This window comes from Paenibacillus sp. HGF5 (genome assembly GCF_000204455.1).
In the GTDB taxonomy this organism is placed as follows: Bacteria; Bacillota; Bacilli; order Paenibacillales; family Paenibacillaceae; genus Paenibacillus_AQ; species Paenibacillus_AQ lautus_A.
Genome location: NZ_AEXS01000131.1, coordinates 20,043 through 43,926, shown reverse-complemented (window position 1 = coordinate 43,926; position 23,884 = coordinate 20,043). Strand labels below are relative to the sequence as shown.

Sequence of the window (23,884 nt, the reverse complement as noted above, 5' to 3'; positions counted from 1 at the left end):
GTTCCCGAGCAGGATGAGCCTGGGCAGCATTCGAAGGGGTCTACCGTGCTGCTGGTTGACGATGATCCGGTTAATCTGCAGGTGCTTCGCAGCCTGCTATCGGCAGAGAATTACCATTTGATTAGCGCAGGTAACGGAGCCCAGGCACTGGAGCACATCCGGTCGGGGCAAGGGATCGATTTGGTCATCACGGACTGGATGATGCCGGGGATGTCCGGATTGCAGCTGTGCATGACGGTCCGGCAGCAATTCACGCTCTTCGAGCTGCCCATGCTCATGCTGACAGCCCGAAGCTTGCCCGACGATGTTCGAACAGGCCTGCAGGCGGGGGCGAACGATTTTCTGAGAAAGCCGGTGGAAGCCGATGAGCTGCGAGCGAGGGTCCGGAATCTGCTGGAGCTCCGGCGGTCCGTTCGGCAGACCATTTCGGCGGAGATGGCTTTCCTCCAAGCCCAGATCAAGCCGCATTTCATGTCGAACGCGCTGAATACCATTCTGGCCGTGCTGTATACGGATCCGGACAAAGCGACGCGGCTGCTGATCGAGCTGAGCCATTATCTGCGTGGCAGCTTTGACTTCCAGAACCGCGACCAGCTTGGCCCGCTGCAGAAGGAAATGGCCTTATTACAGTCCTACTTGTTCCTGGAACAGGCGCGGTTCGAGGATCGTTTAACCGTTGAATATGATGTTCATGCGCCATTAGATGCCTTGGTACCGCCGCTCAGTATACAGCCGATCGTGGAAAACGCGGTGCGGCATGGGATTACGAAGCGGGTATCCGGGGGAACGGTCCATATTTCAATTCATGAACGCGAAGGGCAGATCACCATTTCCGTTTCGGATAACGGCGTCGGCATGAGTGAGGAGAAGGTTAACGCCTTGCTCTCCGCAGCGTCCGATTCGGGTGGAGGCGTGGGGCTTCGAAACATACACGCCCGATTGCTCACGCTGTACGGCAAAGGCCTTCAAATCGAGAGTCAGCCTGGGGACGGTACTTCTGTAAGCTTTGAAGTGCCTTCTCGTCAAGTGATGTAACGAACAACGAATAGGGGGATTGACGACATGAAAGCCATCGTGATTGATGATGAGAATCCGGCGCTGATGCATATGCAGCGGCTCATTGAACGTGATGGGCGCCTGCAGGTGGCAGGTATGTTCACCCGGGCTCAGGATGCAATAGAGCAGTGGCGATCCTGCAAGGCGGATGTTGTATTTTTGGACATCGATATGCCTGGAATGACCGGGCTGGAAGCAGGTGAAAGACTGGTACAGCTTGAACCAAACGTTCGTATCGTCTATGTGACGGCCGAAGCCGCGGATTCGCCTGAGTGGGATGCCCGCCATTATTTATTGAAGCCGGTGGATCCGGAACGTTTCAGCCTCACGGTTACGCAGCTGGAGCAGTGTAGGCATGAGCGGAGTTCCCTCTGATGGGCGGGAACGCAATTCCGGAATTCAGGGTATTTTTTCGTTAAACTGGTCTTGTACCGGGATCCCCTTTACTTATTCATGTTAAAATATGCCTATCCTAGATAAAGGATGGGATCAACCGATGATACATAAAATGGAGGAATGGGCTGCCAACAGCCATTTTTCAGGAACGGTGCTCTTAACGGATCAAAATCGCAACATCATATGGAATGCCGCCTTCGGCTATTCCAATCGGGCCGACCGCATCCCGAATCAAGGGGACACCAGGTTCGGCATCGCTTCAGGCTGCAAGCTGTTCACCGCGATTGCGGTTTGCCAGCTTATTGAACAAGGCAAGCTGTCGCTGGACAGCAAACTGAGCGAGTGTCTGGATATTCGCCTGCCCCATGTTAGCCCGGAGATTACGGTGTTTCATCTACTGAGCCACACCTCGGGTATTCCGGATTACTTTGATGAAGAGGTCATGGATGACTTTGAGGATCTGTGGAAGGCCGTGCCGATGTATACGCTCCGGAGTGGAAGGGACTTTCTCCCTTTGTTCCAGAATGAGCCGATGAAATTTCAAACCGGCGAGAGATTCCACTATAACAATGCGGGCTTTGTGTTGCTTGGCCTGATCGTTGAACAGCATGCCGGCCTGTCGTTTCGCAATTATGTCCAGCAGTTTGTTTTTGAGCCTTGCGGCATGAACGATTCGGGATATTTCCCGCTGGATCGCCTGCCCGCGAATACGGCTTACGGGTATATCGATGAGGAGGACGGTACGTGGAGAACGAATCAGTATGCCATTCCGATTCAGGGTTATGCCGATGGCGGGGCGTATGTGACGGCTCCGGACATGGCAAAGCTATGGAATGGACTCTTGTCCAATACTCTGCTCTCGGCATCGATGACGGAGCAGCTGCTGGCTGCCCATTCTCACGACCCGGACAGTGACCTGAAATATGGGCTTGGCGTGTGGATCACCGAGAAGAATGGAAATGTGTACAAATATCATGTTATGGGCTACGACCCGGGCGTGAATTTCCGATCCGCGTATTATCCGGACACCGGACATACGTTGGTCGTGGCATCCAATGCCAGCGACGGCGCTTATGAAATGATGCAGACCATAGAGGAAGCTTTATTCAATTGATACAGTGGTAAAAACAGCCCCGGGCAATGAACTCGCCCGAGGCTGTTTCTCTATGGGACGGTCGTTTACAAACCGTATTAAGCCATACCGGCCGCGCCTCGCAAATGCCTCCAGGGGCCCCGGCCTATATCCATCCCTTCTCTTCCGCCAACGAGATGGCCTCGATCCGGTTCTTGGCATTCAGCTTGCTTAGAATCTCGGACATATAGTTGCGGACCGTTCCGTAGGACAAGTGCAGCTTCGCTGCGATATCATTGGAGCTGTTTCCGTCTGCGGCCAGCCGCAGCACTTCCCGTTCGCGTTCGGTAAGCGGGTTGGCACCCGCACCGGACAACGTCCCGAATACGAGTTCAGGGGAAACTTCCCGGCGCCCACCCATCACTCTCCGGATGGCTTCCGCCAGCCGTTCGCTGGGTTCGTCCTTGAGCAGGTATCCCTGGACCCCGGCCTGTACCGCTCGCTCGAAATAACCGGGCCTGGCGAACGTAGTCAGGATGATAACCCGGCTGGCATACCCGCGCCGCTTTACTTCCTCCGCCACCTCGAGTCCGCTGCGCACAGGCATTTCGATATCCAGCAAGCAAACATCCGGTTGATGGATGGCAATCTGCGATAGGGCCTCCTCGCCGTCGCCGGCTTGACCGATCACATCGATATCGTCTTCAAAATCAAGCAAGGAAGCCAGAGCGCCGCGCAGCATTCGCTGGTCCTCGGCTATCAGCACTTTGATGCTCATGGGTGGTGTCCTCCTTCCGGTTCTTGATGATGATCGGAACGCGAATGCTCACTTTCGTGCCTTGCGGGTCGGAGACGGCCTCAACGGTGCCCCCGATGAGGGACAGACGTTCGGCCATCCCCTTCAAGCCATTACTGTCGGTACCGGATGGCCCCTCTTCTTTGCCTTTAAGACCGATTCCGTTGTCCGCCACCAACAGCCGCCATTCATTATCCAGGGATTCAATGTCAATCCGGCACTGGCTTGCCTGGCTGTGCTTCACCACATTGGTTACGGCCTCTCGCAAGCAGAGGCTCAGGATATTGTGGGCCAAGTCGGATATGCCTTCCAGCTTCGGATTACCGGTGCAGCTGAACTGGATATCGGCACTCTCCAGAATGATCTGGGCTTCCACCAATTCTTCCGGTAGGGTGGCGGTTCGCATATCGGATACCAGCTCACGCACCTGGCGCAGCGCGGCCCGGGAGGTATTCTGGATCTCCCGGGCTTCCAGTTGGGCCTTCGCGGGATCCTTCGCCGCCAGCTTCTCCACAAGCTGGCTCTTCAACGTGATGAGAGACAGGGTATGACCCAAGGTGTCGTGAAGATCCCTGGCAATACGCATCCGCTCTTCGCCTTTAATCAGATTGCGGATTTGCTCGTTAGCCTGGGCGAGCTCCCTCTCCAACTCCTGTCGCCGGTTCAGCGAGCGGATGCCGAAGGGCGAAAACAGCATGATGAGAAAAAAAGGAATCATAAAGAGCAGATCCTTTCCCAGCATGCTTGCGTTCTTGATTAAAGGAATCGTCTCGATGATGCCAAACAGCACAAGGGATATCGTGAACTTGCGCCGGTCGGTATACCAGCCGATGAAATTGGCCGTAAAAAAGCCCATGTACATGTAGGTCGGGTGATACCACATGCAGAGAATGAAAATGATGGACATCTGAATGCCCAGCCACACAAAGAAACGAGGGGTGCCCGCGACGAAGTAGAGCTGGCGATAGGTGACAAGAAACAAGCCGATCAGCGCAAAGCCGATCCCCATCTTCCAGCCTTCCTCGCTCATCATGTTGATCACGGGAAGGGATATATAGATGAGCCATAGGTAGGGGAAAAAACCCAATTGCGTTGGAAACACCTCGAACCCTGCGGATTTTGCGTCTTTCAATTTTTTCATGAAGCCATCATCCTTATCCCCTTAATCGGCCTGTTGTTTTTTCCGAATATAGGTGGATAGTAACATAAATACGGCCAAATATCCTGCCAAAACCATGAAATTGTCCAAGCCCGGCGCTTCTCCGCGCACGATCGACCAGGCGCCTCCGCCGAAATGGTAGGAAGGCATCCACTTGCCGATGGCCTGCATGATGGAAGGCATCGCTTCGATCGGGAACCACATCCCGCCCGTAACGGCCAGTCCCAAGTAGATGCCGTTGCTGACGCCGCTTGCCGTATCGACCCGTTTCATGGAGCCGATCAGGGTGCCGATGGCAAGAAACGGAACGGATGCGATCAGAATCCATAGTCCGCTGAGCAGCCACTGTCCGAAGGTGAGGGAGACGCCGTTAATCAGGTAGCCGGCTACGAAAATCACGATGATGCAGAGCAGATGCATAACCGTCTGCACGAACATTTTGCCGAAGAAGTACACGCTGCCGGGAAGCGGCGTTACACGCATGTATACGGCCCAGCCCTGTACTCGCTCCTGAACGAGTCGTATGCCGAGGGACATGATGGCGGTACCCATGACGCTGAAGGATGCCATCGACATGAGATAATGCGCCTGCCATTGTCCGGCATCGTCCGCTCCCGTATTCACGACGCGGGTAAAGATGAAATAGAACAGGATCGGCATCGCCAGCGACCAGAAAATATAATACGGATTGCGTACCATCCGAAGCAATTCCATTCTGCATTGTAAGGTAATCAGTTTCCAGGTTGTCATGATTATACGGCCTCCCCTTGATCCATCGTTAATTGGTCGAATGCTTCATCCAGGCTTCCTTGATCGATGCGAACGTCGCGTACGGCGAGCCCGGCTCGGAACAAGGCAGCCAGCGCCGTGTCCGTATCATCCGTGACGGCGTTCAAACGGCCATTGTTCTCAAACACATCGGTGACGCCGGGCACTTCACGCAGCAGCTCCTTGACCTGCCGGTGGTCTGCATCCACGATAAAGGAGACAGACTTTCGGGTCAGCTTGGATTTGATCGCTTCCGGCGTGCCGTCTGCAGCCACCTGACCCTGATGGAACAGCAGAATGCGGTCTGCCATATCGTCCGCCTCCTGCAGGTAGTGCGTGGTGAACAGGATGGTTTTTCCCTGATCGGCCAGCTTGCGCACCGTCTGCCAAAATAACCGGCGTGCCGAGGTATCCAGGCCGACCGTCGGTTCGTCGAAGAATAACAGCTCGGGATTGCCTGCAATCGCCAGCGCAAAGCTGAGCTTGCGTTTTTGGCCGCCGGACATTTTTACGGCCCATTTGTTAAGCTCCTCGGGAGTAAGCCCGCTTAGCAGGGCGATGTCGTCAAGCGACAGCGGATTCGGATAATAGCCGCGAATGAGGTTGATGATCTCGCGTGTGCGGAGTCCGTCCATGACGCTGACTTCCTGGAGCATGGCGCCGATTTTCTCTCGGACCTTCAAGTCCTTCGGGCTTTGGCCAAACAGGAGAACCTTGCCTTCGCTGGCGTCCTTAAGGCCCAGCATCATGGAGATGGCGGTTGATTTGCCGGCCCCGTTAGGACCGAGAATGGCTGTGATGGATCCTTTTTCTATCGTAAACGACACTTGGTTGACGGCTTTTTTGCTCCCGAACATCTTGGTTACCTGCCGCAGCTCTGCAATAGGTTCATGGATTGGGTTTGTCATGGAATCGCTCCTCCGTAATCGAAATGATCTGTTCTCATCATACGAAAGCGAAGGAGTTGCCGTTAGTAAAGGATGTCATCACTTCGGAGTGACTTTTGTCATGTTGGATTCTTCGGGGGAGTAGGGGAAGTAAGATTATGAACAAACAGGGGCGATTTCGGATATGGTGTATGCGTTTACAAATGCGATTTTAAAGGGCCGGATCCAGTTTCACGTCCGGTTGTCTTCTCTTGACCGCAGGAGTGCCTTCAATTATAGTGGGTACAGTAGGAGCAATCTATAATATAGAAGGAAAAAGGTGGCTTGAAACATGTCTGAGAACATCTACGTCGGTGTCGATCTTGGCGGAACAGCTATTAAAGTTGGAATATGTAACGAAGAAGGGCATCTTCTGCAGAAGTACGAAGGGCCGACGGAAACAGCCAAAGGCGTTGACACGGTTATTGACAACATTGAGAAATATGTGCGTCACATTGTGGAAGAATCGCCATACAGCTGGGATCAACTTGCTGGTGTGGGAGCTGGTTTCGCCGGGTTTACGAATATACGTGAAGGCATCATCATTCTGGCACCGAATGTAGGATTTAAAGATGTACCGATTCGCGCACTGCTTGAAGAGCGTCTCGGCAAGCCCGTCAAAATAGACAACGACGCCAATGTGGCTGCCCTGGGTGAGGCTTGGAGCGGCGCAGGACGCGGCGTTGAGAACTGCGTATGCTACACGCTCGGAACCGGCGTGGGCGGGGGTATTATCGTAAACGGCAAAATTTATCAAGGCTTCGGCGGCATGGCCGGCGAGCTTGGGCATATCTCGGTCGTGCCTGATCTGGAAGCCATTCAATGCGGATGCGGCGAAATGGGCTGCCTGGAGACGGTTTCATCGGCAACCGGTATTATCCGCATGGCGAAGGATGCCGTTGAGCGCGGCGATCGCACTTCCCTTGCGCATGTGGAGAGCATTGCGGCGAAGGAAGTGTTTGATGCTGCGAAAGCGGGCGATGAAGTCGCCATTCGCATCGTGAATCGCGCAGCTTATTACCTCGGCAAATCCATGGCAGCCGTTGCGGCCGTGTTAAATCCCGAAGCGTTTATCATCGGCGGCGGCGTATCCAAAGCCGGGGATATTCTGTTTAATGAAGTTCGTGCCGTATTTGCTAAACTGACACCGGAACCGCTTCAACGCGGCGTACGGATCGTTCCAGCTGAGCTTGGCAACGACGCCGGCGTTGTTGGCGCAGCCGGTTTGCACTTGCGTTCGTAGTATTATTCACCATACATCGTCTGATCTAAACTTATAAGGGAGGGAAAGCTGATGCTGGAAGCAGCCGACCGCGGCAGCAACACATCATCCATGGCCACCCTGATCATCATCACCGGGATGTCGGGAGCAGGTAAGACCTTGGCCGTACAAAGTCTGGAGGATCTTGGATTCTTTTGCGTTGATAACCTGCCCCCGGTGCTCATTCCGAAATTCGCGGAGCTGATCGATCAATCGAAGGGTAAGATCGGCAAGGTTGCATTGGTCATCGACCTGCGTGGCCGCGAATTTTTCACCGCTTTATCGGAATCGCTGAATTACATCAAGGACCACTTCACCATTCACTGCGAGATTCTGTTCCTGGATGCCACGGACTCTGTGCTTGTTCAGCGTTACAAGGAAAGCCGTCGCCGCCATCCGCTCGCTCCGGAAGGCATGCCGCTCGACGGTATAAGGTTGGAGCGCAAAATGCTGGATGAGCTGAAGAATTCGGCCACCCAGGTCATCGATACCAGCAACATGAAGCCTGTGCGCTTGAAGGAGAAGATCATCTCTCGCTTCACGCATTTGGAGAGCAGCACGTTATCGGTCAATATTACGTCTTTCGGATTTAAGTACGGTATTCCGATTGACGCCGATCTGGTGTTTGATGTGCGTTTTCTGCCCAATCCGCATTATGTGGAGCATCTGCGGCCCAATACCGGCCAAAACAGCGATGTATACGAATACGTCATGAAATGGCCGGAGACGCAAGCTTTTCTGACCAAACTGCTCGATATGCTGCATTTCTTGATCCCGCAGTACCGCAAGGAAGGCAAGAGTCAGGTGATCATTGGCATTGGCTGTACCGGCGGGAAGCATCGTTCCGTAGCGATTGCCGAGTATCTCGGCAAAATGCTGGGCGTCAGCGAAACGGAGACGGTATCGGTGAGCCACCGCGATTCTGAGCGGGATCGGCATTAATTAAGGGAAGTGATAAATGTGGCTGTGCAAGCTAGAAAGCGCCCCCGCATCGTCGTGATGGGTGGAGGAACCGGGCTGTCCGTCATGCTGCGGGGACTCAAGGAAAAGCCTCTCGATATTACGGCCATCGTCACCGTTGCGGATGACGGGGGTAGCTCCGGCATACTGCGTAGCGAGTTGCAGATGCCGCCTCCGGGAGATATTCGTAATGTACTGACGGCACTCGCGGATGTGGAGCCGCTGTTATCCGATATATTGAAATACCGTTTCAAGAATGGCTCGGGACTGGCCGGGCACAGCCTCGGCAATTTGATCCTGGCTGCCATGACGGATTTGCACGGTGATTTTGTCACGGCAGTCAAGGAGATGAGCCGGGTTTTTGTTGTTCGCGGACAGGTGCTGCCCGCAGCGGGCGAAGCTGTCATTCTGCATGCGGAGATGGAGGACGGCACGATTGTGACCGGCGAATCCAAAATCCCGGAGGCCGGGCGCCGCATCAAGCGGATCTTCCTGGAGCCGGAACATGTGGAACCGCTGCCGGAAGCGCTGGAAGCGATTCAACAGGCCGATGCGATTCTGATCGGTCCGGGCAGCCTGTACACCAGTATTTTGCCCAATTTGCTGGTTCCCAAGCTTGCCGAAGCCATTGTCTCGTCCGAAGCGATCAAAATGTTTGTGTGCAACGTGATGACGCAGCCGGGAGAAACCGATAATTATACGGTGAGCGATCATTTGCAGGCCGTTTACGACCATATTGGTCTTCATCTGTTCGATTATGTTATTGTTAATGATGGTGAGATTCCGCCTCAGGTTCAGGACAAGTATGCACAGAAGGGCGCGAAGCCCGTTCTGCTGGACCGCGATGAGGTGACCAGTCGAGGATATAAACTTATTGCCGATAAGCTTGTGCTATTTAGAACATACTTAAGGCATGACGCTGACAAGCTGAGCAACCATATTTTTCAGCTGGTACAGGATTGGATTACACGAAAGGGGTGAGTACCTTGTCCTTTGCGGCACAGACGAAGAAAGAACTGACGATGATCGAAAGCCAGAGCTGCTGTGAAAAAGCCGAACTGTCCGCGCTCATTCGGATGAACGGCTCTGTTCAGCTTTCGAACAAAAAGGTAATCCTGGATATTTCGACGGAAAATGCCGCGATTGCAAGACGTATTTATTCCTTAATTAAGAAGCATTTCCAGGCGCATACCGAACTTTTGGTGCGTAAAAAAATGCGTTTGAAGAAGAATAACGTATATATCGTTCGTATTCCCGCCCAGGTTCAGGAGATTCTGAAGGAGCTTCGCATCGTTTCCGAAGGCTTTCTGTTTCAATCGCGCATCGACGAGCAGATCGTTCGCAAAAATTGCTGTAAGCGGGCTTATCTGCGAGGTGCCTTCATGGCAGGCGGATCCGTGAACAACCCGGAGGGGTCTTCGTACCATCTGGAAATTGCCTCGATGTATGAGGAGCATTGCCAGTCCCTGGTGGACCTGGCGAATGAATTTCATCTGAACGCACGCTGCATCGAGCGAAAGAAGGGCTTCATCTTCTACATCAAGGAAGGCGAAAAAATCATCGAATTTCTCAATTTGATCGGTGCCCATCAGGCCTTGTTCAAGTTCGAGGATGTCCGGATTATGCGGGACATGCGCAATTCGGTGAACCGGATCGTAAACTGCGAGACCGCCAACCTAAACAAAACGATCGGCGCAGCCGTCCGTCAGATTGAGAACATCAAGCTGCTCCAAAAAGAAGTGGGTCTTGAGAATTTGCCCGATAAACTGCGGGAAGTGGCAGAGATTCGGCTGGCTCATCCGGATATGAACCTGAAGGAAGTCGGCGAATTGCTCAAAGGAACCGTCAGCAAATCAGGCGTCAATCACCGTCTGCGCAAAATCGATGAATTGGCCGAAAAGATTCGGAATGCTTAAGATTTTTTCTTCTAGTGTCCTGTATGGTAAAATGGTATAATATTATAAAATGTCAATCGCGCTTTCAATGCAGCAGATTTATTAGATAGGGGGTAATTTTCATGACAAAGCACCCGGTAGTCGTTCGGTTAAAGACGGGTCTTCACGCCAGACCGGCCGCGCTGTTCGTTCAGGAAGCGAATAAATACTCATCTGAAATTTTTGTTGAAAAAGATGATAAAAAAGTAAATGCCAAAAGTATCATGGGAATTATGAGCCTTGCGATCAGCTCAGGAACGGAAGTTTACATTAGTGCTGAGGGAGCTGACGCTGAGCAAGCGGTTACTTCACTCGTGAACTTGGTGAGCAAAGAGGAACTCGAGAACCAATAGGGTAACCGTGATTCAAGTTTAAGAAAAGTCTTGTTACAGCAAGGCTTTTTTTGCTATCAGGCGCTGCCTTTGGATTCTCGCTTGTTTGTCGCGTACATAAGAATGGATGGAAGAGAAGGGGCGGAGACATCCGTCCTTTTTTAAATCCGTTTTTTTAGTCGCCGCAAAGCATTGGGAATAAGCATCGAAGCATAAGCTCCACTTGGTGGGGTTATTTTGCGTTGTTTTCCGAATCGTAAGCCTTCGTTTAACTTCAGTTTAACTTGCTGATATATTCTCTTCTTACAGACAATATAAAGGGATGGGAAGGGAAGGGAATACAATGAGTTCAACGGGTACTACTGTACAGGAAATCACGCGCGAAGAACAGGCCGGGAGCAAGAAGGCAGGTTCCCAGGCGTTCTTCCGGTTATTGAAGGAAACGAAACCGCCGATGCTGCTGCTGATCGGGGCGATCCTGCTGAATGTGATCTCAACCTTGGTCGGGCTTGTCATACCGATGTTTACGAAGAGCCTGGTGGATGGCTTCTCGCTGACGGATATGAATCGGTCCCATATCATTGGGCTCGGCATCGCGTTTGTGGTGCAGACGATTGCTGCCGGGGTCTCGATTTTTCTGTTAAGCTATACGGGACAAAAGATGGTGGCTGCCCTGAGGGAGCGGCTGTGGAAAAAGCTGCTTGTGCTGCCGATCCGCTATTTCGATCATAACCGGTCGGGGGAGTCGGTCAGCCGGATGACGAATGATACAGGAGTGATCAAAAGCCTCATATCAGACCATGTGGCCGGATTCTTCAGCGGGATCATCTCCATTGTGGGTTCCATTGGGGTGCTCCTTTATCTAAACTGGAAAATGACGCTGACGATGTTTATCGTCATTCCGATAGCGGCGCTGATCCTTGTCCCGCTCGGCAGGAAGATGTACAAAATATCGCTGGGCATGCAGGACGAGACGGCGTCGTTTACGGCGAATATCAGCCAGGTGCTGTCGGAAATTCGGCTGGTTAAAGCCTCTAATGCGGAGAATAGAGAGTATGAGAACGGGAACAAAGGCATCACCAACCTGCTGAATTTCGGTATCAAGGAAGGCGTAGTCTCTGCCTGGATCGCACCGCTGATGTCTTTTGTGCTGATGATGCTGCTGGTGGTGGTGATCGGGTATGGCGGACTACAGGTATCCACCGGAGCACTGACCGCGGGAGAACTGGTTGCGTTCATCCTGTACCTGATTCAGATCGTCATGCCGATGACGCAATTAACGACGTTTTTTACCCAGCTGCAGAAGGCGAAGGGAGCGACGGAGCGAATATTGGAAACCCTGGATGCAGACGAAGAATCCATTACGGCCGGTGACGAGGTGGCGGATGCCAACCAGCGGGTGTCGATCGAGAACCTTTCGTTCGGGTATAAGCCCGATGAGCTTGTGCTGCATGATATCAGCTTTCAGATGGAGCCGGGGACGGTCACGGCCGTGGTCGGGCCGAGCGGCGGAGGGAAAACGACGCTGTTCTCCATGCTGGAGCGCTTCTACCTGCCGCAGAAGGGACAGATCCGCTTGGGCAAGACGCCCATAGATACCTTCTCCTTACGCTCCTGGCGCGGATTGATCGGCTATGTATCGCAGGAAAGTCCGATGATTGCCGGAACCATACGCGACAACTTATGTTACGGAATGGACCGGGAAGTGAGTGACGCTGAGCTCCGAAGAGCGGCAGAAATGGCGTATGCCGATGGATTTATTGATGAGCTGCCAAGCGGCTTTGATACGGATGTGGGCGAACGGGGCGTGAAGCTCTCGGGCGGACAGCGGCAGCGGATTGCCATCGCCAGGGCTCTGCTGCGGGATCCCAAGATCCTGATGCTGGACGAAGCCACCTCCAGTCTGGACAGCCGTTCCGAGATCGAGGTGCAGAAGGCGCTCAAGAACCTCATGGCTGGACGGACGACGATTATTATCGCGCACCGGTTATCCACGGTGGTGGGGGCCGATCAGATCATATTTATAGAAAAAGGAACGGTGACCGGCCGGGGAACGCATGATGAATTGATCGGGCAGCATGATATGTACAGGGAGTTTGCCGTTCAGCAGCTGCAGATGAATGAGGCAATCGAAGCTTAAAAGCAGCATGTAGAGCCATAGAAGGAAGGGGGGCCATCATGGCAAAAATATTGGTTGTGGACGACGATCCGAACATCCGCGAACTCATCAAGGTGTTCCTGGAGGAGGCGGGGATGGAAGAGGTGATGGAGGCCTCGGATGGCGTCGAGGCCCTGTCCGTGATGGAGCAAGTTTCGGTCGATCTGGTCGTGATGGATATCATGATGCCCAATATGGATGGATGGGAGCTCTGCCGGGAGATTCGGAGGAATACCGGCATTCCGGTGCTGATGCTGACGGCCAAAGGGGAAACGAGACAGATCGTAAAGGGCTTTGAGCTGGGCACCGACGATTATCTGGTGAAGCCCTTCGAGCCCGCGGAGCTCGTCGTTCGCGTCAAAGCGCTGCTGAAGCGGTATCAGGTAGCCGCATCGCAGACGGTGACCATCGGCAAGCTGCAGATGAACCGCAGAACCTATGAGGTCAAGGCGGGCGAAGAGGTCTTTACCCTGCCGCTGAAGGAGTTCGAGCTGCTCTTCAAGCTGGCCAGTTACCCGGGGAGCACGCTGCCGCGCGACCGGCTGATCGAAGAGATATGGGGCTATGACTTTGAAGGGAACGAACGCACGCTGGACGTTCACGTGAATCGGCTGCGGGAACGGTTCCCGGAGGAGAAGTACCGGTTCAGGATTCGAACGGTGCGCGGCCTGGGATACCGCCTGGAGGCAGGTGAGGGCTGATGAGGAGACCGCTCAAAATCTTGTGGAAAATCGTTCGGGAAACGATTCAGACCATCCTGATCTTCGCGGTCTTGGGAGCGTCATGGACGGCGGCGACCTACGTGACGCGGTTTGTTTACAACTGGACGGGAACGCCGCCATGGGATTATGCCGTCCAACTGATCGACTTGTTTGTCGGCGTCATCATTTTCTTCCTGTGCATGCTGGTCGTAGGGATGTTCTTCAAGCACAGGCAAATGGCCATGCTGAATTCCATCACGGATGCCATGCGCCGGATCTCCCAGGGGGATTTCAGTGTGAAGATGGATGAACACCAATGGCGCGGGGAGTTCAGGATGATTGCTTCCGGTATTAACGACATGGCCGGCGAGCTGGGGCGCATGGAGACGATGCGGCAGGATTTCATTTCCAACGTGTCCCATGAAATCCAATCTCCGCTCACTTCGATTCGGGGGTTCGCAAGGGCGCTCCGAAATCCACGTCTCACCGAGGAGAAGAGAGCCCGTTACCTGGAGATCATCGAGGGAGAGGGCCGCCGTTTGTCGCAGCTGAGTGACAATCTGTTGAAGCTGTCGTCTCTGGAAGGCGATCAGCCTGCCTTCGAAAGGGCCCGTTACCGGCTCGACGGGCAGCTGCGCGCGGTCGTCTTGGCGCATGAGCCGCAGTGGCTGGCGAAGCGAATTCAGGTGGATCTCGATCTCGCCGAGGTCGAGATTAAGGCGACGGAGGATCTGCTGAGTCAAGTATGGACCAACTTGCTGCACAACAGCATCAAGTTCACGCCCGAGGACGGCATGATCACCATCGTGCTGAAGGCAGGGGAAGACGGAGCCGAGGTTACCATGACCGATACGGGGGTCGGGATGTCGGACTCCGATCAGCTGCATATCTTCGAGCGCTTCTACAAAGCGGACAAATCGCGTAATCGCGCGGCTGGCGGCAGCGGGCTTGGGTTGTCGATCGTGAAGCGGATCGTGGATATCCACCAAGGGAGAATAACGGTCCAATCGGAGCCGGGGAAGGGATCGGCATTTACCGTGGTGGTGCCATACAAGAGTTCCGGTGAAACGAAGCAGTGATCGTGTGCGGCTTGGTGCTTGGATTTATATAAAGTTTGAGGCAGCTGGAGCGAGCTTGGATAACATAGAAAATCGGTGATGGTTGCAGGCTCTCATTCAGGAACTGGGGAGGGCATGGAACGGGAGTGATTTGTCTTTTTCTAAGCAAAGGTGGTCACTGCGTGGAAACATGGCTAGCTTCCGGGCACTTTTAGTAGGGGACGGGCCATAGCCATAAATAAGGAGTAAGGACACCAAGTCCTTACTCCTTATTGAGTTATACGTGATGCGATATGTACAAGCTTTCCGCTGACGGGGAGAATATGTGATTAGCTAAAACAGTGCAGATAGCAGGCGTTCGTACAAGCAGTAGCAATACAAGTCATATGAGCCGTATGAGCAATTCAAACATTAATAGGAATACAGGAAGTCAAGCCTACCAAAAGCAATCAATGCAAGCAATACAAAAAAACAGGTAGGGCAAGCTATTCAAGCAATGAAAGTGACTCAAGCAATATAAGGAGTACACGCAATACAAGCATTACACGCGATACAAGCAATACAAGCAATACAAGCATTATACGCAATATAAGAAACAAGCGATATAAGCCAAACCAGTAATACAAGTAATTCAGACATTACAAGTAAGTCAACCAACTCAAGCAACTCAAGCAACAAGTGATTCAAGGCATTACAGGGATGATACGAGAGCAATATAGCTTTTCCTGGCAATCTCGGGAATTTATCGGACACCATAGACCTTATTTGCCAAAATCACGGCCATATTTGGAAATAGCGGACACTAGATCCGTTATTCAAGAATTTGTATAGGCAAATGCCGCCTTTTTGAAGGAATAACGGATCCTCGGTCCGGTCATTTTCGAAAAGTCCCTATTTTCCCTCGAATAAGGTCCTCTCGGTCCGTTAGCTGCATTAAAGCAGGATGCAGCCATCGTATAACCATCGAGTGGGCTCCAAATGATAACATGCAGATGTCATTCCATAGTGTACGATAACAAGCAGATGTCATTCCATAGTAGTCGTACGATAACAAGCATACGCCATTCCATAGTCGTACGATAACAAGCATACGCCATTCCATAGTGTACGATAACAAGCAGATGTCATTCCATAGTCGTACGATAACATGCAGATGTCATTCCATAGCCACACGATAACATGCAAATGCCGTAGCCGTGATGATAACAGGCGGGTTCACTCTAACGGTCCAGCCGGACCATAGGTTGCTTCTTTGAACTGCCTACAGCCATCCAAGCACACCCCGAGGCCACTCACCGTGCGGCACAGGTGTAGTAGGCACGGTGTATGCAGCCGCACGGCAACAGATCGGTGAAGCTGGTTCAGCTGCACCGTTACAGCACCTTCTCCAGAAAGCTGATCGTCCGCTCATGTTTCGGGCTGCCGAACACCTCTTCCGGCGGACCTTCCTCTACGATATACCCGCCGTCCATGAAGATGACCCGGTCCGCAACCTCGCGGGCAAAACCCATCTCATGCGTGACGATCATCATCGTCATGCCCTCGCGTGCCAGGTCCTTCATGACGCCGAGCACCTCGCCGACCATCTCCGGGTCCAGCGCCGAGGTCGGCTCGTCGAACAGCATGATGTCGGGATTCATCGCCAAAGCCCGGGCGATCGCTACGCGCTGCTTCTGGCCGCCTGACAGCTGGCTAGGGAAAGCGTCAGCCTTATCGGAGAGGCCTACTCGGTCTAGCAGCTTCAGCGCCGTGGCACGTGCCTCGGCGGCGTTTTGCTTGCCCAGCTCGACCGGGGCGAAGGTAATGTTCTTCAGCACGTTGAAGTGCGGAAAGAGATTAAAATGCTGGAACACCATGCCGATGTTCTCGCGCGCCTTATTGATGTTCGTTTTAGGGTCATTGATATCCTGATCATGGACGAAGACCCTGCCAGCCGTAATTTCCTCCAGCCGGTTGATGCAGCGCAGAAAGGTGCTTTTGCCCGAGCCCGATGGCCCGATTACGCAGACAACCTCGCCTTCCTGGACTTGCATATCGATTCCCTTCAGTACCTCGTTCGTGCCAAAGCTCTTCTTCAGTCCTTCTATGCGGATTTTATCCATGACGCACCTTCCTTTCCAGACGGTCCGAAATTTTCGTCAGAATTGTGATCACGACCAGATACATGATGGCCACCACGAGCCAGATATCAAACGAGGCGAACGTTCTCGCAATGATGATCTTTCCGGATTGGGTCAGCTCGACCAGACCGATCACCGACAGGATAGACGTATCCTTCAGCGTGATCACCAGCTGGTTAATAAAGGTCGGAATCATCACTTTGATCGCCTGCGGAATGATGATTTTCATCATGGCTTTGCGGTATGGCAGTCCGAGTGAGCGGGCCGCCTCCAGCTGCCCGGGGTCAATGGATTGAATGCCGCCGCGAATAATCTCCGTGACATAAGCGCCGGCATTCAAGCTCAGCGTCAGGACCGCTGCGACGATCGGCGACATCGTAAAGCCGAACGCCTGCGGAATGCCGAAGTAGATGAAGAAGGCAAGCACCAGCAGCGGTATGCCGCGGAAGATGTCTACGAATACGGTAGCGATGCCCCGGAGCCATCGATTACGGCCGACTTTCATGAAACCGAAGATCAGCCCTAAGAAAAACGCAAAAAACAGCGACACGATGGTCAGCAGCAGCGTATTGCCAAGGCCCTTCAGCAGGGAAGGCAGCGACTCCACGATCAGTCCCCAGCGGCTTTGCTTCGCCGCGCTTACGGCATTCTCCCCGATATATTTTTCCTTAATGCGATCGTACTCTCCACTTGCCTTCAGATTCACCAAGCCGGCGTTGAACTTCTCCAGAAGCTCCTGGTTCCGTCCCTTGCTAACGGCGAATCCGTAGGAGGCGCCGGGTTCCATCTCCGTAACGATCTTCAGTCCGTTGTTCTGTTCCACTCCATAAGCGAGGACGGGAAAATCGTCAAAGCAGGCAACGGAATTGCCGGTTTTGACATCGTCATACATTTGAGCGGAATCGTCAAAAGGCACGATGGTGAAGCCGTACTTGGAGGATATGGATTCCGCGAAGCTGTAACCCTCCGTACCGGTTTTGACGGCAACCTTTTTCCCCTTTAAATCCTCATAGGATTTGATGGATTCCTGGTCCTGGCGGATGGCCATGACAACGCCCGAATCAAAATAGGGGTCGGAAAAATCGAATTTCTGCTTCCGTTCATCCGTGATACTCATGCCGGCAATGACGCCGTCGACCTGATTGGCTTCCAGTGCCTGAACCGCCGCATTGAAGCCGAGCGGCTTGATCTCGTATTTGAAGTTCTGGTCTTTCGCGATCGCATCCAGGAGATCCATATCGATGCCGACAAATTTGCCGCTCGCATCCTGGAATTCAAACGGGGCAAACGTAACGTCCGTTCCGATCTGATAGGTTTTGCCGGAGGCTGGCTCTCCCGCCGCGCTTACCGTCCAATAGGGAACGCCAACGGCCATGAGGAGCAGCAGTGACATGAACACGTAGAATACACGCAATGATTTCATAATGACCTCCTGTTCTTAACACCGTGTAAGTTAGTTACCCATTAAGGCTTCCATGTTAAACAGCAGCTTCCGGCTTCATTCGGTATCTTATTTGGCTAAATAGCCAATCATGCCTAGAAATACCAATGAATTGGGCGTAAAAAAATTATTACAAGAAAAATATCAAAACGCTCCGATTCGGATGCAACATTTACCAATGCCCTCACGTTAGAAGGGTAAGGCAAGCATGGCAGCGATGCCAATATTGAAGGAGGCTGACAAAGATGAAAAGATGGGTCAAACAAGTAGGTTCTATCATGATTGCAGGCGCACTGCTGACTGGCAGCACGGCTTGGGTCGGGTTGAGCGGAGCAACCGAGGTGCACGCGGCGGAGGCAGCACAGCAAAACCTTCTTACCGTACTTGGTAAAGGCGAGATCTCGGTGAAGCCAGATATCGTTTATCTTTCCATCGGGGCAGAATCATATGCGGAAACCGCAAAATCCGCACAGAAGAGCAATGCGCTGAAAATGGATAAGATTACGAAGCTGTTGAAGGAAACCTGGAAGATCGACGACAAGGATATCAAAACCGAGCAGTTCTACGTACAGCCTAACTATACGTACTCCGATGAGAATGGACGTAAAGTGAAAAATTACACCGCCTATCATTCCCTGGAAGTTACGCTTCGCGATCTGAGCAAGGTCGGGGATCTGCTCGATGCAGCATCCGAAGCCGGCGCCAATTCCATTGGCAACGCCCGTTTCTCGGTTGAGAACCGCGATGCGTTCGAGGCTCAAGTGATTGATAAGGCGATGGCGAATGCAGACCTGAAGGCACAAGCGATGGCAAAGGCGTCCAAGCGTCAGCTCGGTATCGTGCTGAACATTGTGGAAGGTTCCGTTGGCGTAGATACCATCTATGGACTCCAAAAAATGGCAATGGAGGCTCAGTCCACGGCAGCGGACGCGGGCGCAAACACCTCCGTGAAGCCGGGCGAGATCAAAATCACGACACAGTTGTACGTGCAATACCAGCTGAAGTAGTCCGCTGTAATCGACGCAGCATGCGAAAAAACCGTTCATTCCGGTCTTTATCGGGTGAACGGTTTTTTCGCATGTCATTTAAAAAATGAAATACCATTTTCCGGTGCCATATCCGGCCCTTCCCCTGTCGAAATACTCAGAAAAGTGTTGTGTATAGGGGGAAAACGAGGTATAGTGAATATGCGAAAAACTGAACTTTGATCTAACGTTTAAAGCCATACCCATGGATATGGCTTTTTTTTCTTAGTAGAGACTTCTAACCGCCTCCACCCTTAAGAAACGGATTCTGCCAACCTGAGCACAACAGGCAGTAGGACCGTTTCTTCTTAGTGGAGAACGTTTTTGTGCATACTGGTAATAGGATGTACACATGGAACGAACAGGTCACATTTTGAAGAAGGGGTTGATGCATGTGATTGAACTTGTCCAGATCGAGAAGCATTTTCAGGGACAAGCGGTCGTGCATCCGCTGTCGCTCTCCATTAAAGAAGGGGAATTCCTGACTTTGCTGGGCCCCAGCGGCTGCGGCAAAACGACGATTCTCCGAATGATAGCAGGATTCGAGCAGCCGACCGAAGGACAGGTATGGCTGGCGGGTCAGAATGTGACGGATATGCCTGCGAACAAGCGGGATTTGAATTTGGTATTCCAACACTATGCTCTGTTTCCGCATATGACCGTAGAAGACAATATCGCTTTTGGACTGAAAATGAAAAAAATGCCGCGTCAGCTCATCAAGGAGCGCGTGGACGAGGCTGTCGCGATGACGCAGCTGACCGCCTTGCGGGAACGCTTCCCGCACCAGTTGTCCGGCGGACAGCAGCAGCGCGTGGCCATTGCGCGCGCCATCGCCAACAAGCCGAAGGTGCTGCTGCTGGATGAACCGCTCGGCGCGCTGGATTTGCAGCTGCGGAAGAACCTGCAGTCCGAGCTCAAGCATTTGCAGCGGACGCTCGGGATAACGTTTGTATATGTAACGCACGACCAAGAGGAAGCCATGATGCTGTCCGACCGGATCGTCATCATGAACCATGGACGGGTAGAGCAAATCGGCACGCCGCGCGAGATCTATGCGAGACCGCAAACGCTGTTTGCCGCCACGTTTGTAGGGGAGAATAACGTCTTCTCCTCGCCTGAGGGGCTTTTTGCCGTACGGCCGGAGAAACTCATTCCCCAGCGGGAATCGGGTGCCAAGAAGAGCGGCGTGATTGAGGATGTGCAGTACCTCGGCAGCGTTCATAAGCTGCTGGTCCAATTGGACGATGAGCCGATGAAGGTCACGATTGCCCTCGATATCTCGGATGACCATCCGTGGGAGGTTGGCGAACGGGTTGGGGTGAACTGGAACGCCAAGGATGAGGTGATCATCGGACCATGAGGAAATCAAGGTTCCTGTTGACTCCGGTGCTGCTGTGGTTATCCCTGTTCCTGATCGTTCCGATGCTGATCGTGGTCGGCATTTCCTTTCTCTCGCGGGATTCGCTCGGGAATGTCGTGTTTTCCTTCAGTCTGGAAGGATACAAGACTTTTTTTGATCCATTATATTTGGGCATCTACTGGGATACCTTGGTACTGTCGCTGCTGACTACGGTGATCTGCTTGTTAGTCAGCTATCCTTTGGCCTATTATATAGCCAACGCTTCCCCGCGTATCCAAACCTGGGGATTGATTCTGATCACGGTTCCGTTCTGGATCAACTTTTTGATCCGAACCTATGCGTGGGTTCTGCTGCTCCGGACGCAAGGCGTGGTAAACAGCCTGCTGCTGTGGGCGGGATGGATCGACGAGCCGATTCAGATGCTGTATACGTACGGCGCCGTACTGCTCGGGATGGTGTATAACTTCATTCCGTTCATGGTGCTGCCGATTTACGTGGCCTTGGAGCAGATGGACAAACGTCTGCTGGATGCGGCTAGCGATCTGGGCGCTTCCCGATGGAAGGCATTCCGTCATATTACCTTGCCTCAGAGCAAGTCCGGCATCATGACGGGGGCGGTTCTGGTCTATGTATCGACTTCCGGAATGTTTGTCGTCACGGATATATTAGGGGGAGCCAAGTCCTCCATGATCAGCAATATCATTCAGCAGCAGTTCCTGGGTGCGCGCAACTGGCCCTTTGGAGCGGCGTTATCGGTTATTTTTGTGATTACGTCCCTGGTGCTGATCCTGCTCTTTAACCGGGCGATGCAAGCCCGCCATCAACGCGTAGGGGAGGGGAGATAAGTGAAAAAGAAGAATCACCCGCTGCTCGGGGTTCACTCTTTCCTTATGATGGCTTTCATCTATGTACCTATCGTCATGATTATCATCTATTCCTTTAACGATACGCGGCTTAGCGGCAATTGGGAAGGCTTTACGATGGATTGGTATGTGTCGTTATTTCAGAATCGGCACGTGATGGAAGCGCTGATGAACAGTTTGACGGTGGCCGTCATTTCAACGATCGTTTCCACCCTGCTCGGGACCGCAGCGGCGCTCTCGCTTCGGAATTTAGGGCGTAAAGGCCGCAGCGGCATGAATGGCCTGCTGTATCTGCCGGTCATTATTCCGGATATTATAATGGGGCTGTCGCTGCTGGTGCTGTTCAGTCAACTGAACATGCCGCTTGGCAAGACAACGGTGATCATCGCACATATCACGTTCAGCTTGTCGTATGTGTATGTTGTGGTAACGGCCAGATTGTCGGGCATGGGCAAACAGCTGGATGAGGCGGCCCAGGATTTGGGCGCCACGCCTTGGCAAACGTTCCGGCACGTCACGCTGCCGCAGATTGCACCGGGCATTATCTCCGGCGCATTGATTGCTTTCACGCTGTCGCTGGACGATTTTATGGTCAGCTTTTTCGTCGCCGGCCCAAGCTCAACAACGCTGCCGATCTATATATACGCTCAGGTGAAGCGCGGCATCTCGCCAGAGATCAACGCGCTGTGCACGCTGCTCATACTGGTCAGCATCACGCTGATCCTGTTAGCCCAATATATTCTTAACCGCGGCAATGGGCAGAAGAAACACAAAACATTACCGATCTAAGCGATAGAAACGCTTTTTTCGAAATAAAATGAAAACATGCAAGTGGAAAGAGAGGAGATATTGAATTGAAAAAATCAAGATGGACCCGCCTGCTGACGGCAGGCATGGTTGCGGTATTGTCTGTAGGACTGCTGGCCGGCTGCGGCTCGGATAAGGAGACGCTTCATATTTACAGCTGGGCGGATAACTTCGATCCCGAGGTGCTGAAGGACTTTGAGGAGAAGTTCGACGTGAAGGTAACCTACGACAACTACGCGAACAATGAAGACCTGCTGGCTAAGATCAAGGCTGGCGGCAGCGGTTATGACCTCATTCAGCCGTCCGATTATATGGTCAAAACGATGATTGAATCGGAGCTGCTTGAGCCGCTTGACATGAATAATATCCCGAACTTCGTCAATATTACGGATACTTTCAAAGATCCGTCTTATGACCCGGGCAATAAATATTCGATCGTTTACACGTCCGGCGTAACGGGAATTGCATATAACAAGAAGTATGTGAAGGACGAAATCAACAGCTGGGAAGACCTCTGGAATCCGGAATACAAGGGCAAAGTCCTGCTTCTGGACGACAACCGGGAAATGATCGGCATGGCGCTGAAAAAGCAAGGGAAATCCAACAGCAGCACGGATGAGGCCGAAATCACGGCTGCATCCGATGAGCTGAAGACACTGCTGCCGAATGTCCTTGCGTTTGATACGGACAATATCAAGCAGAAGATGATTCAGGAAGAAGGCTGGATTGCCACGGTTTGGTCCGGAGACGCGGCGTTCATCGCGGCGGAGAATCCGGATGTGGCGTACGTGGTGCCTGAAGAAGGAGCGACCATATTCTCGGACAACTACGCGATTCCTAAAGGTGCGAAGAATAAGGAGCTGGCCGAGAAATTCATCAACTTCATGATGGAGCCTGAAGTCAGCGCCAAAAACTATGAATTTATCGGATACAGCAATCCGAACACCAAAGCGATGGAATTCCATAGCGAGGAATACCGCGCCAATACGATGATCAACCTGACGGAAGAGGAGCTGGGACGTACCGAGTGGCTTGATAATGTCGGTGACTCGCTCTCCGTCTATGATCGTTTATGGACCGAACTGAAGAGCGGTCGTTAGTATAAGCTTCGGTTCTTCATATTTTTGTAATAAAGGAAGCCTGTCCCCTAAGGGGATGGGCTCTTTTTTTTGCAGAGCAGAATGAGACATTAGTCCCGAAGTGGGAAGAATTGGCCGATTTTCAGGAATTCCACCACAACTTCAGGATCCTTTTCGTTGTTATATATAAGGAGGGTGTATACCGTTTAGACCCGTTTTTTATAAATGGGGTATCCCGGAAAGGAAGAGGCAGCTTGAGTGATCTGACGAGCATGGGGTTTATTGCTTTGATTGTTGCAGGAATCGCGGCTGTTTTATTTCTGAATTTTTTCAGGAAAAGCGCGCTGCATCTGCTGCTGACGAGCATTCACAGTGCACTCGTTGGCATCGGCTTGATTCTTCTTGCTTACGTTGTCCAAGGCAGTGAACTATTGCTGCTTGCGGGTTCAAGTGCTCTCTTGTTCGGTGTGTTTCTTAGCGCAGCGGCGTTCGTCCGGAAAGAATCATGAGAATGTATAGGTCCTATGGCATGGAGTCAAAATTGTCATTCACTTTGTTACCAATACATTGAAAGCTTTCCTTATAATGATTAAGGGTAATAGATTAACAACT

At 52.5% G+C, this 23,884-nt stretch carries 23 protein-coding genes; 17 read left to right on the top strand and 6 right to left on the bottom strand.

What is annotated here, in order from left to right; translation table 11 throughout:
• The 3 genes from HMPREF9412_RS20565 to HMPREF9412_RS20555 form a co-directional block, all read left to right on the top strand.
• Nucleotides 1–1,035, top strand: a 1,035-nt coding sequence (locus HMPREF9412_RS20565; protein WP_139084035.1) for a response regulator, incomplete at its 5' end; no start/stop codon positions are given.
• 27 nt (nucleotides 1,036–1,062) lie between these two features.
• Nucleotides 1,063–1,431: a LytR/AlgR family response regulator transcription factor gene (locus HMPREF9412_RS20560; RefSeq protein ID WP_009593629.1), complete on the top strand. Its 369-nt coding sequence runs from the start codon at nucleotides 1,063–1,065 to the stop codon at nucleotides 1,429–1,431.
• 121 nt (nucleotides 1,432–1,552) lie between these two features.
• Nucleotides 1,553–2,566, top strand: a complete 1,014-nt coding sequence (locus tag HMPREF9412_RS20555) for a serine hydrolase domain-containing protein (protein ID WP_009593650.1) — start codon at nucleotides 1,553–1,555, stop codon at nucleotides 2,564–2,566.
• Between the two features lie 124 nt (nucleotides 2,567–2,690).
• Here HMPREF9412_RS20555 and HMPREF9412_RS20550 read toward each other — a convergent pair whose 3' ends face one another.
• The 4 genes from HMPREF9412_RS20550 to HMPREF9412_RS20535 are packed head-to-tail and all read right to left on the bottom strand — an operon-like array spanning nucleotide 2,691 to nucleotide 6,155.
• Nucleotides 2,691–3,302, bottom strand: coding sequence for a response regulator transcription factor (locus HMPREF9412_RS20550; RefSeq protein ID WP_012818423.1), 612 nt, complete (start codon nucleotides 3,300–3,302; stop codon nucleotides 2,691–2,693).
• Nucleotides 3,235–4,461: a sensor histidine kinase gene (locus HMPREF9412_RS20545; protein WP_009593664.1), complete on the bottom strand. Its 1,227-nt coding sequence runs from the start codon at nucleotides 4,459–4,461 to the stop codon at nucleotides 3,235–3,237. Before HMPREF9412_RS20545 ends, HMPREF9412_RS20550 begins: the two co-directional genes overlap by 68 nt.
• Nucleotides 4,462–4,482: 21 nt before the next feature.
• Nucleotides 4,483–5,229: an ABC transporter permease gene (locus HMPREF9412_RS20540; protein WP_009593634.1), complete on the bottom strand. Its 747-nt coding sequence runs from the start codon at nucleotides 5,227–5,229 to the stop codon at nucleotides 4,483–4,485.
• A 2-nt stretch (nucleotides 5,230–5,231) separates the two neighbouring features.
• A complete protein-coding gene (locus HMPREF9412_RS20535; RefSeq protein ID WP_009593643.1) occupies nucleotides 5,232–6,155 on the bottom strand; it encodes an ABC transporter ATP-binding protein in 924 nt (307 codons plus the stop codon).
• A gap of 310 nt (nucleotides 6,156–6,465) precedes the next feature.
• Here HMPREF9412_RS20535 and HMPREF9412_RS20530 point away from each other — a divergent pair, with 310 nt between their 5' ends.
• From HMPREF9412_RS20530 to HMPREF9412_RS20495, 8 genes are all read left to right on the top strand, one after another.
• Complete coding sequence (locus HMPREF9412_RS20530) at nucleotides 6,466–7,416, top strand: ROK family glucokinase (RefSeq protein WP_009593637.1); 951 nt, start codon at nucleotides 6,466–6,468, stop codon at nucleotides 7,414–7,416.
• A gap of 51 nt (nucleotides 7,417–7,467) precedes the next feature.
• Complete coding sequence (gene rapZ / locus HMPREF9412_RS20525) at nucleotides 7,468–8,376, top strand: RNase adapter RapZ (protein WP_009593644.1); 909 nt, start codon at nucleotides 7,468–7,470, stop codon at nucleotides 8,374–8,376.
• A gap of 57 nt (nucleotides 8,377–8,433) precedes the next feature.
• Complete coding sequence (locus tag HMPREF9412_RS20520) at nucleotides 8,434–9,375, top strand: gluconeogenesis factor YvcK family protein (RefSeq protein WP_175320789.1); 942 nt, start codon at nucleotides 8,434–8,436, stop codon at nucleotides 9,373–9,375.
• A gap of 5 nt (nucleotides 9,376–9,380) precedes the next feature.
• Entirely contained in the window at nucleotides 9,381–10,310 is a 930-nt protein-coding gene (gene whiA, locus HMPREF9412_RS20515) for a DNA-binding protein WhiA (RefSeq protein ID WP_009593666.1), read from the top strand.
• Between the two features lie 101 nt (nucleotides 10,311–10,411).
• Entirely contained in the window at nucleotides 10,412–10,681 is a 270-nt protein-coding gene (locus HMPREF9412_RS20510) for an HPr family phosphocarrier protein (protein WP_006207570.1), read from the top strand.
• 322 nt (nucleotides 10,682–11,003) lie between these two features.
• The gene (locus HMPREF9412_RS20505) at nucleotides 11,004–12,800 is read left to right on the top strand and encodes an ABC transporter ATP-binding protein (protein WP_009593638.1); all 1,797 of its coding nucleotides are present in this window, start codon (nucleotides 11,004–11,006) and stop codon (nucleotides 12,798–12,800) included.
• A gap of 38 nt (nucleotides 12,801–12,838) precedes the next feature.
• Nucleotides 12,839–13,519: a response regulator transcription factor gene (locus HMPREF9412_RS20500; RefSeq protein ID WP_009593667.1), complete on the top strand. Its 681-nt coding sequence runs from the start codon at nucleotides 12,839–12,841 to the stop codon at nucleotides 13,517–13,519.
• Nucleotides 13,519–14,598, top strand: coding sequence for a sensor histidine kinase (locus tag HMPREF9412_RS20495; protein WP_009593659.1), 1,080 nt, complete (start codon nucleotides 13,519–13,521; stop codon nucleotides 14,596–14,598). The genes HMPREF9412_RS20500 and HMPREF9412_RS20495 overlap by 1 nt, the downstream gene beginning before the upstream one ends.
• Before the next feature lie 1,352 nt (nucleotides 14,599–15,950).
• Here HMPREF9412_RS20495 and HMPREF9412_RS20490 read toward each other — a convergent pair.
• Nucleotides 15,951–16,679 (bottom strand): amino acid ABC transporter ATP-binding protein, encoded by a 729-nt coding sequence (locus HMPREF9412_RS20490; protein ID WP_009593636.1) that lies wholly within the window; start codon nucleotides 16,677–16,679, stop codon nucleotides 15,951–15,953.
• On the bottom strand, nucleotides 16,672–18,072 hold the full coding sequence (locus HMPREF9412_RS20485) for an amino acid ABC transporter substrate-binding protein/permease (RefSeq protein ID WP_254664088.1): 1,401 nt from the start codon (nucleotides 18,070–18,072) through the stop codon (nucleotides 16,672–16,674). The genes HMPREF9412_RS20490 and HMPREF9412_RS20485 overlap by 8 nt, the downstream gene beginning before the upstream one ends.
• Nucleotides 18,073–18,383: 311 nt before the next feature.
• Between HMPREF9412_RS20485 and HMPREF9412_RS20480 the strand changes: the two genes are divergently transcribed.
• From HMPREF9412_RS20480 to HMPREF9412_RS20455, 6 genes are all read left to right on the top strand, one after another.
• Nucleotides 18,384–19,145, top strand: a complete 762-nt coding sequence (locus tag HMPREF9412_RS20480; RefSeq protein ID WP_009593657.1) for an SIMPL domain-containing protein — start codon at nucleotides 18,384–18,386, stop codon at nucleotides 19,143–19,145.
• A gap of 406 nt (nucleotides 19,146–19,551) precedes the next feature.
• Nucleotides 19,552–20,523 (top strand): ABC transporter ATP-binding protein, encoded by a 972-nt coding sequence (locus tag HMPREF9412_RS20475; protein WP_009593655.1) that lies wholly within the window; start codon nucleotides 19,552–19,554, stop codon nucleotides 20,521–20,523.
• A complete protein-coding gene (locus HMPREF9412_RS20470; RefSeq protein ID WP_009593648.1) occupies nucleotides 20,520–21,368 on the top strand; it encodes an ABC transporter permease in 849 nt (282 codons plus the stop codon). The genes HMPREF9412_RS20475 and HMPREF9412_RS20470 overlap by 4 nt, the downstream gene beginning before the upstream one ends.
• A 45-nt stretch (nucleotides 21,369–21,413) precedes the next feature.
• On the top strand, nucleotides 21,414–22,175 hold the full coding sequence (locus HMPREF9412_RS20465) for an ABC transporter permease (RefSeq protein WP_175320787.1): 762 nt from the start codon (nucleotides 21,414–21,416) through the stop codon (nucleotides 22,173–22,175).
• A gap of 65 nt (nucleotides 22,176–22,240) precedes the next feature.
• Nucleotides 22,241–23,293, top strand: coding sequence for an ABC transporter substrate-binding protein (locus tag HMPREF9412_RS20460; protein ID WP_009593633.1), 1,053 nt, complete (start codon nucleotides 22,241–22,243; stop codon nucleotides 23,291–23,293).
• 233 nt (nucleotides 23,294–23,526) lie between these two features.
• Nucleotides 23,527–23,781 (top strand): hypothetical protein, encoded by a 255-nt coding sequence (locus HMPREF9412_RS20455; RefSeq protein WP_009593646.1) that lies wholly within the window; start codon nucleotides 23,527–23,529, stop codon nucleotides 23,779–23,781.
• Nucleotides 23,782–23,884: the final 103 nt, after the last annotated feature.

What these genes read in the sequence shown, in the direction of transcription:
- HMPREF9412_RS20560 (WP_009593629.1), top strand. Translation starts at nt 1,063, where the DNA reads ATGAAAGCCATCGTGATTGATGATGAGAATCCGGCGCTGATGCATATG.
- HMPREF9412_RS20555 (WP_009593650.1), top strand. Translation starts at nt 1,553, where the DNA reads ATGATACATAAAATGGAGGAATGGGCTGCCAACAGCCATTTTTCAGGA.
- HMPREF9412_RS20550 (WP_012818423.1), bottom strand. Translation starts at nt 3,302, where the DNA reads ATGAGCATCAAAGTGCTGATAGCCGAGGACCAGCGAATGCTGCGCGGC.
- HMPREF9412_RS20545 (WP_009593664.1), bottom strand. Translation starts at nt 4,461, where the DNA reads ATGAAAAAATTGAAAGACGCAAAATCCGCAGGGTTCGAGGTGTTTCCA.
- HMPREF9412_RS20540 (WP_009593634.1), bottom strand. Translation starts at nt 5,229, where the DNA reads ATGACAACCTGGAAACTGATTACCTTACAATGCAGAATGGAATTGCTT.
- HMPREF9412_RS20535 (WP_009593643.1), bottom strand. Translation starts at nt 6,155, where the DNA reads ATGACAAACCCAATCCATGAACCTATTGCAGAGCTGCGGCAGGTAACC.
- HMPREF9412_RS20530 (WP_009593637.1), top strand. Translation starts at nt 6,466, where the DNA reads ATGTCTGAGAACATCTACGTCGGTGTCGATCTTGGCGGAACAGCTATT.
- rapZ (WP_009593644.1), top strand. Translation starts at nt 7,468, where the DNA reads ATGCTGGAAGCAGCCGACCGCGGCAGCAACACATCATCCATGGCCACC.
- HMPREF9412_RS20520 (WP_175320789.1), top strand. Translation starts at nt 8,434, where the DNA reads ATGGGTGGAGGAACCGGGCTGTCCGTCATGCTGCGGGGACTCAAGGAA.
- HMPREF9412_RS20510 (WP_006207570.1), top strand. Translation starts at nt 10,412, where the DNA reads ATGACAAAGCACCCGGTAGTCGTTCGGTTAAAGACGGGTCTTCACGCC.
- HMPREF9412_RS20505 (WP_009593638.1), top strand. Translation starts at nt 11,004, where the DNA reads ATGAGTTCAACGGGTACTACTGTACAGGAAATCACGCGCGAAGAACAG.
- HMPREF9412_RS20500 (WP_009593667.1), top strand. Translation starts at nt 12,839, where the DNA reads ATGGCAAAAATATTGGTTGTGGACGACGATCCGAACATCCGCGAACTC.
- HMPREF9412_RS20495 (WP_009593659.1), top strand. Translation starts at nt 13,519, where the DNA reads ATGAGGAGACCGCTCAAAATCTTGTGGAAAATCGTTCGGGAAACGATT.
- HMPREF9412_RS20490 (WP_009593636.1), bottom strand. Translation starts at nt 16,679, where the DNA reads ATGGATAAAATCCGCATAGAAGGACTGAAGAAGAGCTTTGGCACGAAC.
- HMPREF9412_RS20485 (WP_254664088.1), bottom strand. Translation starts at nt 18,072, where the DNA reads ATGGCCGTTGGCGTTCCCTATTGGACGGTAAGCGCGGCGGGAGAGCCA.
- HMPREF9412_RS20480 (WP_009593657.1), top strand. Translation starts at nt 18,384, where the DNA reads ATGAAAAGATGGGTCAAACAAGTAGGTTCTATCATGATTGCAGGCGCA.
- HMPREF9412_RS20475 (WP_009593655.1), top strand. Translation starts at nt 19,552, where the DNA reads ATGCATGTGATTGAACTTGTCCAGATCGAGAAGCATTTTCAGGGACAA.
- HMPREF9412_RS20470 (WP_009593648.1), top strand. Translation starts at nt 20,520, where the DNA reads ATGAGGAAATCAAGGTTCCTGTTGACTCCGGTGCTGCTGTGGTTATCC.
- HMPREF9412_RS20465 (WP_175320787.1), top strand. Translation starts at nt 21,414, where the DNA reads ATGATGGCTTTCATCTATGTACCTATCGTCATGATTATCATCTATTCC.